Source organism: Desulfoluna sp. (genome assembly GCF_030145185.1).
GTDB lineage: Bacteria > Desulfobacterota > Desulfobacteria > Desulfobacterales > Desulfolunaceae > Desulfoluna.
Map to the genome: position 1 here is coordinate 37,482 of NZ_JAQYWB010000024.1, position 13,806 is coordinate 51,287.

The window sequence follows — 13,806 nt, forward strand, 5'->3', positions numbered from 1 at the left end:
CCAAATCACATCCGCATTTGGGTCGATGTAAAGCTGAAATATATATTTAAGACCTGTTTGTTAAACTTTTCAAAAGCTTAGCCCCCGGCAGGGCCACCGGAGGCTTAAGCTGAATAGTTACAAAATCGGTTCAGTTTAACATAACGATTCAAAAATATACATCATTCTCCCATTCCGGTCATGCCGCAGCGCAACCCGCCCAAAAACACGTCCGCACTTTTCCAGCTGGATGAAAACTGAAATGATTCTCTTCCGTTGTCTCCGTTACGTATTTTGGGTAACATGCATGGAGACACACCACCCATCCCCCGTTCCAAGGAGACCCTCATGCACCACAAAACCCCACTCGTCATGGCCCTTGTCCTCGTTTTTCTCATCACCGGCTGCGGCACCAAAAACCGTTCTCCTCAGGAGCGGCCCACGCCCTTTACGGTGACCCTCCACAACCTCTCGGAGACCTCAACACTCCCCACGGCCATCGGCGCCGGGCTCTGGGCTGTCCATACCGTGCCTTACCCCCTGTACAGAGCGAAAAAAGTCGACAAAGAGTCGGGCCTTGAAGCCCTGGCCGAAGACGGCAACCCCGAGGCCCTCTTAACCCATCTTTTAAAAATGGAAGATGTCGCTGCAGCCGGTCTCTTCCCGGCGTCCTTACCGGTGAAGGCTGCCGTCCCTCTGGCACCCGGTGGGTTCTACACGTTCACCTTCCTCGCCATGCCCGGAGACTCTCTCTCTTTTGCTGCCATGGTCACCGAATCCAACGATCTCTTCTTCGGGACCCCGTGTGCGGGAATTCCCCTGTTTCATGAAGGCACCCCACTAAACGGCGACATCACCGCCCATATCCGGCTCTGGGATTGCGGCACGGAAATCAATGAGAAACCCGGCACCGGAAAGTACCAGGCCGCCCGACAAAAAGGCCCCGGCAGGGGGGCCCCCGAATATCGCAATGTCCATCTGGCCACCGGCCCCGCCCCGAAGGTTACCGACATGATTTGGGTCACCCTCACCCCCGTGATAAAACCACCCGCCTTGCCCCAGAGCGCCCCACCGTCAAACGACAGGATAAAATAAGCAGGCAGGCATATCGCCACGTTCATCTAAGCGGCGGTATCAGCAGGAGACATTGCATGCGCCCGGTGTCGGTTTTCCTGATCCTTTCTGCGCGCATCCTTAACCCGGCTCGCCCGAAGGGTGAGAAAATCAAACAGAATACCGTGGATTACATTTTGCATTTTTGAAACGACTAAAAATATTACTACAAAGAACTGTAATTACGAATTATTCCTTAGTCCTGATTGTTTTCTCATGAAATATCCGGGTTAAAACCCTGAGAGCCCCAACGAACACACCATCAATAAGGGCGGGGACCCTCCAAACACGTCCAAACACGCCTTTAACAAATGATCGTTTGTTTATTTAAACAATTGTCGATAAAGTATTTGTCCCTAAATACGGGATATTGCGCACGTCGGCGGGCTCAACACTCACAAAATAAAACACCCATCGACCAAACAAGCCAATCCGGTCACAGCCCATGACGCCCCCCTGCTTTTTAAGACTCACCCACACCCCAAAAAAACCGATAAAAATCATTTCACGCTCTCCACACTCTGATTTTCTCGCTTAACCATCGCACCCAGTTAAACGATCATTCGTTTACTTAAATAATTGTTAATAACGCTATTGTACTGAAATAACGAGACCCGCAGCGCATTCGCAAGCCCGCTCTCAAGGTGGCGCCACCTGCCGCCGGAGGCTGTTTTCTGTTTTTTCGTGGGTTCGCGGTGGCTTTGCGGTTCGCCCTTACAGGGCCTCTCCACGGTCGTGGGGACGCCATACCGCGGCCCGTCCCTGGGCCGTCCGCGCCTTGACACCACAGAGCCAATACCGTATTATTTTTATTTATTGTTCTGATTTCAATGCCACCCAGCCTGAAGATAACACCTGAATTCTGAGTAAAAGCCTTCGTCACAGCACATGTCCCCTGGCGGGACATCCTTTTTCCTATTTTGACTCTCCCCGGGAATCAACCCCCTGGGTGACGGCTCCAGGAGTTCCCATGGTTTCTCCGGTGCAGCGCACATATGGTCTCATGACCCTCATCATCTTCTTTTGGGGCATCCTCCTGGCCACACCTTCCTCTGTGTCCGGGGCCACCCTTCCCAAGCGGGTGCTTCTTCTGAATGCCTACCACAAGGGCCTCTCCTGGACGGATGGCATCACCGAGGCGGTGACCCAGGCCTTCGCAAAAGATGAAGTCGTGCTTCATGTCGAGTATCTCGACAGCAAGCGCTCCCCCATGGCCCGGATGGTGGAACCGATGACGGAATTTCTGGCCAGAAAATACGAGACGACCCCACCGGATGTGATCCTCTGCTCGGACAACAACGCCCTCGCCTATCTTCGGCAATACGGCCCACGCCTTTTTCCAGGGATCCCCGTGGTCTTTTGCGGTATCAACGACTACGAGCCCGCCATGCTCAACGGCTTTCACGGAAACATCACCGGGGTGGTGGAAAAGACAGACCCCCTGGGTACGGCCCGACTGGCGCTCTCCCTCCTGCCTGAAACCAGGCGGCTTGTTGTCATCACCGGAATCACTCCCACCGCCCGGGCGATGAAGCACCAGGCTGAAAACGTTCTCACCCCATTATCAGAGCAGGTCGACCTCCTCTGGTGGAGCGAACTCTCCAGTGAGGAACTCGCCCATCGACTGAAACGTTTAAAGGAAGGAGATGTGGTTCTTCTCATCCTCTACAACCGAGATAAATCCGGAGAATATTTTTCCTTTGAACAGAGCGGCCAATTCATCACGGGCAAGGCCCGGGTCCCCGTCTTCGGGCTCTGGGACTTCTACCTGGGAACCGGGGTGATGGGTGGGCGCATGGCGAGCGCCACAGACCAGGGAAAAAATGCGGCGTCCCTTGCCCGCCGAATCCTCAAAGGCAAAAAAGCAAGTCAGCTGCCGGTCATTGACTCAAGCCCAAACATCTATATGTTCGATGACACCGTGTTAAAAAAATTCCGAATCAGTCAGGAGAAACTGCCCTCGGGAAGTGTTGTTCTGGGGGCTCCTGAAGGGGAACTGCCCCGCCCTTTTTACTACATCAATGCCGTGATTATTTTTTTCTTCTCCATGGCTCTGCTTTACATCATCCTGATCCTGTCCCGGATCTTCCGAAAAAAAGCCTCTCTCCCTCAATTTTCGGCACAGCTTTCCCAGATCGTCATTGCGGTCCCCGCCATGGCTCTGATTCTGGCGACCCTGCTCTGGGCGGGTCACGACTATCTGCAATTCAAGGAGAACAGCCGAAACCTCAACCGAGAGCTGATGGAAGAGTTGCGTCAGACCATCATCTATCAGGTGGACCGAGCCATGGAGGCCATTGCCTTCCAGCGGGAGACCGAACGGGTTCGGCTGCGAAGGGACTTAAAATCCCGCACCGAAGAGGCCCTGGGCATTACCAGCCACCTGTACAATACTTACCGCCACCTGCCCCCGGCAGAGATTGAAGAGCTGATCCACGATGCCCTCTACGCCCTGCGGTGGAATGACATGAGAGGCTACTATTTTGTGCTGGACCTGAAAGGCCGCATGGTGGTCCACCCGCTGCTGCCTGAGCTTGAGGGACAAAACCTCCTTTACCTCACCGACGAAGACGGGGTGTTCCTGAATCAGAACTTCATCGCCACGGCGAAAGCATCGGGAGAAGGGTTCAGTCAATACAAATGGACCAAGTCCCCGGGGGCGACATTCCAGAGCCCGAAACTCACCCACCTGCGCCTCTTCGAACCCCTGGGGCTCATCATCGGCAGCGGAGAATACCTGGATGACATTCAGGGAGACACCCAGGCCCTTGCCCGGCAACAACTTGAGGACATCTCCTACGCCAATGGAAAGGGATTTGTCTTCGTTAAGAACTACAAAGGGGTGGAGCTAGTCAACCGCACCCGCCCCGACCTGATCGGTAGGAATCTCTGGGACCAGACCGATGCCCAGGGCCTGACAATCACCCAGGAGGTTATCGCAACAGCCAAACGAATGGATGGGGGATTTGTCACCCACCTATGGGAAGACCCTGTAGAAGGGGACCTCCAGAAAACACTCGCCTACGTTCGCGGGGTGGATGACTGGCAGTGGGCCGTCGGCTCCAGCCTCTCCCTGGACGAACTCAACCAGGCCGTCATCCTGGCCAGGCGCAAGATGCTCACCAGTTTTTCGGTTCGTCTCGGCCTGATGCTGGCCGCCATGGGAGCTCTCGGCCTCTTCTGCACATGGCTGGGCCGCCGATACTCCACCCGCCTGGCCTCACAGTTCCAGACCTTCCAGGAGGATTTCACCGCCTCGGAAGGCAACCCCATGGATATCACCATTTACGGCCACGCCGAATTCCGAAACCTGGCCGTGGGCATCAACGAGGTCCTGGAAGAGCGCCAGCGGGTCTCCATGGTCCTGCTCAAGCAACGATCCCTGCTGGAGGCCATCTTCGCCTCCACCACCGATCTTCTGATGCTCAAGGACAAGAGGGGAGTCTATCGCATGGTCAATGCCGCCTGCACGGCCTTCATGGCATTGGATCGCCAGGCCATCGAAGGACGAACCGACTGGGAGCTGTTCCCCCCTGAACAGGCAGAACTCTTCTCCAAGGGGGACCCAGAGGTCTTAAAACAGGGGGAACCCATCATCGATGAGTGGGCCTTTACCCGAAAGGGAACCTTGAAAAGCCTTTTAATCTCTAAAACAGCCGTACTCGAAGGGAATGGAACGATTACCGGGGTCCTCTGCTCTGCGAGGGACATCACCAACGTTCGCCTGGCCCAGGAGGAGCTGCAGCAAAGCGAAGAGCGATTCCGCAGCCTCTTCCGGGATACGGCCGATCCGGTCTTTCTCATCGAAGAAAATAAATATATTGACTGCAACCAGGCGGCCCTGCACATCCTTCGGATGGCCACCATCGAAGAGGTGGTGGACACCCATCCCTCCCGATTCTCCCCCACCCTGCAACCCGACGGCACCCCTTCCGCCCCTGCCATCGACCGCCTCATGTCCAAGGCACTGAACGAAGGGCCCATCACCTATGAATGGATGCACCGAAGGGCGGATGGGGAAGCCTTCTGGGCTGACGTCAGCCTCACCCCTATTGCCTTTCAAAAACGGCAGGTCCTGCACTGTGTTATGCGCGATATCACCGAGCGCAAAGAGATGGAGCAGCAGCGACGGGACGCCCTGGGGCAGGCCAAAGAGGCCAGTCAGGCCAAGAGCTCTTTCCTGGCCAACATGAGTCACGAAATCCGCACCCCCATGAACGGCGTCATCGGGATGATCGAACTGCTCCTGGACACCCGCCTCACGGAGGAGCAACGGGAGTATGCCAAAACAGCTCAGGCCTCAGGAGAATCCCTCCTCTCCCTCATCAACGACATCCTCGATTTCTCAAAAATAGAGGCGGGCAAACTGGACTTAGATATCCTCAACTTCGACCTGCGGGCCATGCTCGATGACTTAGTCAGGATGATGGCCCTCAACGCCGAGGAGAAAAAAATAGAGTTTATCTGTGCCCCGGCGCCTGAGATCCCCTCCTACCTGAAGGGAGACCCCGGTCGCCTGAAACAAATCCTCATCAACCTCACAGGCAATGCAGTAAAATTTACTGAAAAAGGAGAGGTCTCGGTACATGTGGAATTGCTCGAGGATACCGGGCAGAAAGTCCTCCTTAAATTTTCAGTCAAGGACACCGGCATCGGCATTTCCCCTAAAAAACAGCCCCTGATTTTTAAGAGTTTTCAGCAAGTGGATGCCTCCACCACCCGCCAGTTTGGCGGCACCGGCCTCGGCCTGACCATTTCAAAACAACTGGTGGGGTTAATGAAAGGCCAAATCGGGGTCATCAGCCAGGAAGGTAAAGGCTCCCATTTCTGGTTCACCCTTCCCCTCGACAAACAAAAAACCCAGCCCCCTCCCCCCCCTCTCACCATCCTGAAAGGTCTGCGCATGCTGGTCGTGGATGACAACCACACCAACCGCCGCCTTCTCACCTCCCAGCTGACGGCCTGGGGCATCCGCTCCGATGCCGTGAGCAGCGGAGCGAATGCGCTGAGTCACCTCACTCTGGCCCAGACCGAAGGGGATCCCTATCGCCTGGCCATCCTCGATATGCAGATGCCGGAAATGGACGGAGAGACCCTGGGCCGAACCATTCGGAGTCACAGCGAACACAAGGAGACCCGACTCGTCATGATGACCTCCATGGCACGCCGAGACGACGCCAAACGCATGCAGGAGATCGGTTTTTCAAGCTACCTCATCAAGCCCGTCAGGCAAAAAGATCTGTACGAGGCCCTCTCCCTTGTGATGGAGAGCAAGCCCGCAGGCGATGGAACGCCAACCCTTGTCCCCCCCCAGGTTGTCGAGGAAAGCAAACGCCGCACAGAGCGAATCCTTCTGGTCGAGGACAACCTCACCAACCAGAAGCTCGCCTTGCTCCTTCTGAAAAAAATGGGGTTTCAGGCCGTGGCCGTGGCCAATGGAAAAAAAGCGCTGCACGCCCTCTCCGAAACCTCCTATGACCTGATCCTGATGGATGTCCAGATGCCGGAGATGGACGGCCACGAAGCCACCCGACGTATTCGAACCCCCGACTCCCCTGTCCTTAACCGGACCGTCCCCATCATCGCCATGACCGCCTTTGCCATGAAAGGAGATCGGGAGGCCTGCCTGAACGCTGGGATGGATGACTATCTCAGCAAACCCATCCGACTGGCTGAACTGTCCCGCGTGATCGATCAATGGCTCCCCACGCCCCCAGAGGTTCCCTGAGAACAGCGCAACTGTCGCCCCACCCATCGCACCCAACCCCCTGAAAACAGACAAACCTTGACACAGGCACGAAACAGTGGTTATCAATGGAATACATCGTTTACTACGCATGCAAAATCCAGGGTTGGCCTATTGCTTGCTCGCATCTCGCCACAAGCAAACGGCCCCCACGCCTCGGAACGAAACCCCATGGTTTTTGTCATCACATCAACTGCCCTGGCCGGGATCATTCTGGCCATCAACGCCCAACCGCAGACGGGCGGTACCCACCGAAGGCGCCACGCCAAAAGCAAAGGCTGCCCCCATAAAATCTAAAGAGCCTGCCAAAAGGCAAAAACCCTGCAATCCCGCACCCTCCCCCTCCCTTTGGGTCCCTTTCCCCCCCATCTTTTCTATTGATCCCATATACGCATTGTCGTATCGTCTTGGCATGTTAACCGGCCCCTTTTTTGTCCGAAGGGGCCGGTTCTGTCTGTGGCCCATCCTGGTATCGCCCCCAAAGGGAGCTTCCCTGATCGGTCCCTCGTTTTAACCACCCATCCGTTCTCACGGAGTGCCTATTATATGGAACTATCTCAGCAGCAGGAAGCCGCCGTGGAACACCTCGGCTCCCCCGCCCTGGTTGTGGCCGGCGCAGGTTCTGGAAAAACCCGAACCCTCACGGCCCGTTTTGCAAGACTCATGGAACGGAACGTGGACTCCCGACGCATCCTGGCCATCACCTTCACCAACAAGGCCGCAGGGGAGATGAAAAGCCGTCTCATGCAGATGACCGGGCGTCTCGACACCGACTTTCCCTGGGTTCGTACCTACCACAGCGCCTGCTACACCATTTTGAAGAAGCACTGCACCAAGCTGGGCTACCACATGCCCCTGGAGATCTTCAGCAGTTACCACCAGCAGAAGACCATCAAGGAGATCGCCCTCTCCCAGAACATCGACAAGAAACACGCTCCGGCCATCCTCTCGGAGATCTCACGGGCCAAAAACTCCGGCAACGTCAACACGTACCTGGACGCCCTGCCCCTGATCACCCGAAGCCGCACCGAGGGAATTTACCGGGACTATGAACGCATCCTGAAAGAAAAAAACGCCCTGGACTTCGACAACATCCTCTGCCTCACCCGCGACCTGTTAAGGGATCACCCCGAAATCAAGGCCGAATACCGGGACAAATTCCAGCACATCCTGGTGGATGAATACCAGGATACCAACAACCTGCAGGAAGAGATCACCCGCCTCCTGCTGGGCCATGAGAACCTCTTTTGTGTGGGCGATGACTGGCAGGCGGTTTACGGATTCCGAGGGAGCAACGTCAGCCATTTTCTCTCCTTTCCCGATAAATACCCCAACGCCCGAATCTTCCGACTGGAGCAGAACTACCGCTCCGCCGACGAAATCGTCCAGCTGGCCAACGGCATCATCGGCAACAACGAAAGCCGTATGGACAAACACTGCTTCTCCGAAAAACGGGGGGCTGTCATCGAAACCCGCACCTTCTTCAATGAATTTGAGGAGGCCGAATGGGTCGCACGAAAGATTCGCACCGAATACAAAAGCGGTGTGGACTACGAAGACATGGTGGTGATGTACCGCACGAAAGCCTTGTCTCTTTGGTTTGAAAAAGCCTTGAGGCAGCTCCAGATTCCCTATCAGATGGTGGGTTCCAAGGGGTTCTTCGAACGAAAAGAGATTTTGGATATCAACTGCTACCTCCTGGCCGCGGCCTTCCCCAGTGACGATGTGGCCTTTGAGCGTATCGTCAACACCCCCAAGCGGGGTATCGGCCCCTCCATGATCTCCAAAATAGCCCAGGCGCGGGTGGGCATGATGAGCTTCCAGGAGTCGGCACGATGCATGGTCAAAGAGCGCGTCCTCTCCAAAAAAATCCATGAAGGCCTCACCAACATCTTCGAGCTCCTGGACACGATCAAGGTGATGACCCCGGCCATGGCCATCGAAGAGGTGTTGGGCCGGACCGGCTACCTGGATCATCTCCTGAGCTACTGCAAAACACGGGAAGAATTTGATACCCGCAAAGACCAGATTGATGAGCTGATCCACACGGCCTCCCTGAAAGAGACCCTCCACGACTACTTAGAGGACGTCAACCTCATCCGGGAAGACAAAGACGAGGACGACGGAGGCGGCAAAGGGGTTCACCTCTCCACCGTCCACGCCAGCAAGGGCCTGGAATACCAGATGGCCTTTATCGTCGGCCTGGAAGAGCAGCTCTTTCCCCACTGGCGCTCCATGGAGAGCGACCGGGAGCTTGAAGAGGAACGCCGCCTCATGTACGTGGCCGTGACCCGTGCTGAGAGCCACCTCTACATCACCTCCGCCTCCTCACGCCGAAAAAAACGCACAAAAAAGAGCCGGTTCTTCTACGAACTCGACTCGGCCATGGATGAGTTGGGCATTTAAACCGCCCCCGCGAACAACACCCCGCCTCTGACAACGTTTGACAGCCTCACCCGTGAGCGCATGGGGCTGTCACACGTGGTCCGTGCCCGGCCTGTCGGCCATTCTTGGCACAAATGATGCCCAAAGCGGCAACCGCTGCGATTGTCTGTAAATTAAAACCGTTCCCCTTCTGCTCTCAAAAAAGCATGCCATTTCCTGCCGTTTCGCCCCCCTCTGCCCACAGCACCCGGCCTTCATAGAAAACGCATCATTTCAGTCTTTTATTTGATTTTTATACCGAGATGGCATCGAATGTGCTTTATCCGTCCCCCATCAACAGGGGAGTTGCGAGGGCGCCCCCTTTGTTAAAGGCAAGGCCATGGCCTGCCTGTCACCTGAGGCGGTCACAGAACACAGCCAGCCATGCGTCTTCTCTCCTTTGAAATAAACCGCAGCCCCCGGCAAGACTCTCCCGCCTCATGTGTATCGCAAACCGCCCCTATGGCCCTTTACGATCAACCTATCCATGGAGTGACATATGCTCGATAATCTCAAACTGAAAACCAAAATGATCGCCACGATCTGCACCATTGTCCTGGTCTCCTTTGCCGCCGTGATCACCGTCATCACCATCCAGGCCTCCGGCGTCGTCAAAAAAAATGCCGTCCAAACAGGCCTGGAGATGGCCCACCGGTACGGAGAAGAGATCAAAGGGGAGATGGGAAATGCTCTGGATACGGCCCGCACCCTTGCCCAGACCTTTTCGGCTCTGAACACCGAAACCCGTCCCCTGGAACGGGAGACGGTAAACGACATCCTGAAGCACGTGCTTAAAGACAACAATCACTTCATGGCCACCTGGTGCGCCTGGGAAAACATGGACGGCCGGGACGCAGAGTCGATGAAACGAGTCGATTCCCACCCCAGGACGGGGGCCTTTGTGCCTTACTGGTATCGATCGGGCGGACAGATCGAGCTCGATATCTGTGACAGCTACAATGCCGCCGACAGGGAAAAATCCGCCTATTACTCGGTCCCCATGTCCACCAACCGGGAATTTCTCATGGAACCGACCACCTACACGGTCAACGGCAAAGACGTGATGATGATCAGTCTCATTGTCCCCATCCGGATGGCCGGCCATCCGGTCGGCGTGGTGGGGGTGGACTTCTCCATGGAAGATTGTGCCAGCCTGGTTAAGGCCATCAAGCCTCTGGAGACCGGATACTGTACTCTGATCTCAAACCAGGGATTAATCGCGGCGAATCATGAAAACAATGATGTGGGCAAAAATCTCAGCGAATTTAAAGACCAGAGAGAGAGACTTGAGGCCATCCGAAAGGGCGAAGAATCCATCGAGTTCAGGCGCTCATCTCTCCTGGGTGAGGTGGTCTCCACCTACAGCCCCTTCACACTGGGAGAGACACAGACGCCCTGGAGCTGTGTCATCACCCTCCCCATGAATAAAGTGCTGAAAGATGCCAAAAGCTTACGAAACACGAGCCTTCTCATTGGCCTTCTCTCGGTGCTCGCCCTCTTCGGGGTCGTCTTTTTTATTGCGCACACCATCATCGTCGCGCCCATCAACAAGGTAGTCGACGGCTTAAAAGATATCGCCCAGGGTGAAGGGGACCTCACCATGCGCCTGGACATTACCAGCCGGGACGAAATTGGCGAGCTCGCCCGCTGGTTCAATACCTTTGCCGAAAAAATCCATACCATTATCACCGAAACCGCATCAAACGCCCAAGAGGTAGGGGCGGCCTCAAGCGACCTCCTGGGTCTTTCCCGAGACATGTCAAAAGGCGCGGAGTTCACCTCCGAACGATCCAACACCGTGGCCGCGGCCACGGAAGAGGCCGCCACCAGTATTAACTCTGTGGCTGCGGCCATGGAACAGGCTGCTACAAATATCAATATGGTCTCCGTGGCCACGGAGGAGATGACCTCCACCATCCAGGAGATCGCCAGGAATTCAGAGAAATCCAGAACCATCAGCAGCGAGGCCGTGACCGGATCGAAAAACGCCTCGGCCGTGATGCACACCCTGGGTGCGGCGGCTCTTGACATTGGCAAAGTCACCGAAACCATCTCAGACATCTCCGAGCAGACCAATCTTCTGGCGTTAAACGCCACCATTGAAGCGGCTCGGGCGGGAGATGCAGGGAAGGGATTTGCCGTGGTGGCAGGGGAGATCAAGGAGCTCTCAAAACAGACCGCGATTGCCACCCTGGAAATTCGTCAAAAAATACAGGGGATCCAAAGTGGCACGGAGACAGCGGTGACCGAGATTGATGGCATCTCGCAAATCATCAATGACGTCAATGATATCACCATCACCATCGCAACGGCCATTGAAGAACAAACCGCGGTCACCAATGAAATCGCCGGCAATGTCTCCCAGGCTTCAGCGGGACTGCAGAGCGTCACCGAAAGCATGGCCCAGGTGTCAGGCGCTGCCTCCGAGATTGCATCGGATATCTCAGCCGTCAACACCTCCGCCGGAGAGATGTCAGACAACAGCAGCCAGACCCAAGCCGGGGCCGACAAGCTGGCCCGACTCGCCCGGACCCTGTCCGATCTGGTGAGAAAATTTAAAATTTAAAGGATCGTTTCGGGCATCAGGGCGTTCTTATCACGCCCTGATACCCGGCAGTGCATTCGCAACCCCGCTTTCAAGGCGGCCCCACCTTGCCACCGGAGGCAGTTTTTAGCGCTGAATCATTACCCAAGCGCCACATCCAGCACCATCATCACGGAAAACCCCACCATGGTGGTCATGGTCACCATATCAATGTGTTTGTGCTCGGCCTGAGACTCTGGGATCAACTCCTCCACCACCACAAAGATCATGGCACCGGCTGCAAAGGCCAGGGCGTAGGGGAGGATCCCCTGCATTTTCAAAACGAAATACGCCCCAAACACTCCGGCAATCGGTTCCACCATCCCGGAGGCCTGGCCCATAAGAAAGCTCTTCCCCTTGCTCAATCCCTCGCGCCTCAACGGCATGGACACGGCCGTGCCTTCGGGAAAATTCTGGAGCCCGATCCCAATGGCCAGGGCGATGGCTCCCCCCATGGTGGCGGAAGGAAGATTGGCGGCCACCGCTCCGAAGGCAACCCCCACGGCCAGCCCCTCAGGAATATTGTGCAGGGTGATGGCAAGAACGAGCAGGGTACTTCGCTGCCAGGAGGTCTTGATCCCCTCACTCTCATCCATCCCCAGGCCGGGGTGAAGGTGGGGAAGAAATTTATCCGTAAGCCGCATAAAAATCCCCCCCCCCATAAACCCGATCACGGCGGTCAGCCATGGGATGTACCCCAAATGCTCCGCCATCTCAATTCCAGGCGCAAGAAGGGACCAGAAGCTGGCGGCGATCATCACGCCAGCGGCAAAACCTAAAAGGGCATCCATCAGCTTCCGGTCTACTGCGGTGACAAAAAAAACAAGTGAGGCCCCTGCGGCCGTCACTCCCCAGGTAAAAAGAGTGGCAATAAAGGCCTGCATCACGGGGTGAAACTGCCGCATGAATTCAATCATAACGCCTCCTGTTTGATAACAGATCGATAAGAGTGGGAACCAAAGGATCAAAGGCTGGGGGACAGGAAAAGCCTCCCGGTATATCAACGGATGATTCTCCTATTGTAACCAAAATTACAGGTTCTGCACAACGCCAACCTGCATGGCTCAGAGGAAAAGAAGAGGCGTCCCCGCGGGGCTCCTCCCAGGAGACAGAAAGGCCGCAACGCCCGAAGCCCCCCCACCCATAGGTCTCTCTTTTTTTTGCGGTCTCCACATTTTGCTTGACACAAGTATGGCAAGGAAATACCTTTGCATACAAAGTATTAATTTAAATTAAGAGAACGGCTCTATTTTAGATAATATCACCGTTTTATTTAAAAAAAAGACCAATTAGCCTTAATAACCAGCGTTTTCTAAAGGCTAGCTCTACAAACTTTAACGCAAACTGTATGACCGATGGAACCAGACAAACGACGCAGTATTCTTATTAAAAGCACGCGCATATCAAAGAGGCCCGGAAACGTTCCAACCGCCGTCCCGTGTCCGGGGCTTTTTTTGTTGGGGCATCGGTACAAACACATAAGACATTGACTCACATGATAAACAGCTATGAAGATTGTATCTGCTTCCTTTTTGCGAAAGCCAACCAAAAGGCGCAGGCAACCCTTAAAAAAACGCTCAAGCCATACGGCATCACAGCGGTTCAGATCCTCATCCTTGAAGCACTCTGGGAGGACGAGGGGCTGACGGCCGGGGAGATTGGAAAACGCCTTGTTCTCGACAACGCCACCACCTCCGGCGTCCTCGACCGCCTGTCGGAAGCCGGGTGGATCTCTAAAGAGACCGCAAGGGACGACAAAAGGGCCTTAAAAATCACCCTTTCTAATAAGGCGAAAGAATATCAAGGGGACCTTTTCCAGATCCGTGAGAATGTCAATGACATTGTTTTACAAAGCTTTTCCCAGGAGGAGAGGCTTCTTTTAAAACGTCTTTTAAAGGACTTGAGGTAAGGAGGTCTTGAAAATACGTCTGCATGCAGGCGGATCGTCTCCGCGATTTTG

Annotated in this window: 8 protein-coding genes; 6 read left to right on the forward strand and 2 right to left on the reverse strand. The window is 55.2% G+C overall.

Going from position 1 to position 13,806, the window contains the following annotated elements; translation table 11 throughout:
* The first annotated feature begins 327 nt into the window (after nt 1-327).
* Complete coding sequence (locus Q1Q75_RS09680; RefSeq protein ID WP_300669829.1) at nt 328-1,074, forward strand: spondin domain-containing protein; 747 nt, start codon at nt 328-330, stop codon at nt 1,072-1,074.
* A 345-nt stretch (nt 1,075-1,419) separates the two neighbouring features.
* Here the strand turns inward: Q1Q75_RS09680 and Q1Q75_RS09685 are convergent, their stop codons facing one another.
* Nucleotides 1,420-1,596, reverse strand: a complete 177-nt coding sequence (locus Q1Q75_RS09685) for a hypothetical protein (protein ID WP_300669831.1) — start codon at nt 1,594-1,596, stop codon at nt 1,420-1,422.
* Nucleotides 1,597-2,062: 466 nt separating this feature from the next.
* On the opposite strand from Q1Q75_RS09685, the gene Q1Q75_RS09690 reads away from it, so the two are divergent.
* From Q1Q75_RS09690 to Q1Q75_RS09705, 4 genes are all read left to right on the forward strand, one after another.
* Entirely contained in the window at nt 2,063-6,820 is a 4,758-nt protein-coding gene (locus Q1Q75_RS09690) for a cache domain-containing protein (protein WP_300669833.1), read from the forward strand.
* Nucleotides 6,821-7,009: 189 nt separating this feature from the next.
* Nucleotides 7,010-7,135, forward strand: a complete 126-nt coding sequence (locus Q1Q75_RS09695) for a hypothetical protein (protein ID WP_300669835.1) — start codon at nt 7,010-7,012, stop codon at nt 7,133-7,135.
* A 249-nt stretch (nt 7,136-7,384) separates the two neighbouring features.
* Nucleotides 7,385-9,244, forward strand: coding sequence for an ATP-dependent helicase (locus tag Q1Q75_RS09700; RefSeq protein WP_300669837.1), 1,860 nt, complete (start codon nt 7,385-7,387; stop codon nt 9,242-9,244).
* Between the two features lie 517 nt (nt 9,245-9,761).
* The gene (locus Q1Q75_RS09705) at nt 9,762-11,828 is read left to right on the forward strand and encodes a methyl-accepting chemotaxis protein (protein WP_300669840.1); all 2,067 of its coding nucleotides are present in this window, start codon (nt 9,762-9,764) and stop codon (nt 11,826-11,828) included.
* A gap of 119 nt (nt 11,829-11,947) precedes the next feature.
* Here the strand turns inward: Q1Q75_RS09705 and Q1Q75_RS09710 are convergent, their stop codons facing one another.
* The gene (locus tag Q1Q75_RS09710) at nt 11,948-12,763 is read right to left on the reverse strand and encodes a ZIP family metal transporter (protein ID WP_300669842.1); all 816 of its coding nucleotides are present in this window, start codon (nt 12,761-12,763) and stop codon (nt 11,948-11,950) included.
* A 578-nt stretch (nt 12,764-13,341) separates the two neighbouring features.
* Here Q1Q75_RS09710 and Q1Q75_RS09715 point away from each other — a divergent pair.
* On the forward strand, nt 13,342-13,755 hold the full coding sequence (locus Q1Q75_RS09715; protein ID WP_300669844.1) for a MarR family transcriptional regulator: 414 nt from the start codon (nt 13,342-13,344) through the stop codon (nt 13,753-13,755).
* Nucleotides 13,756-13,806 lie beyond the last annotated feature (51 nt).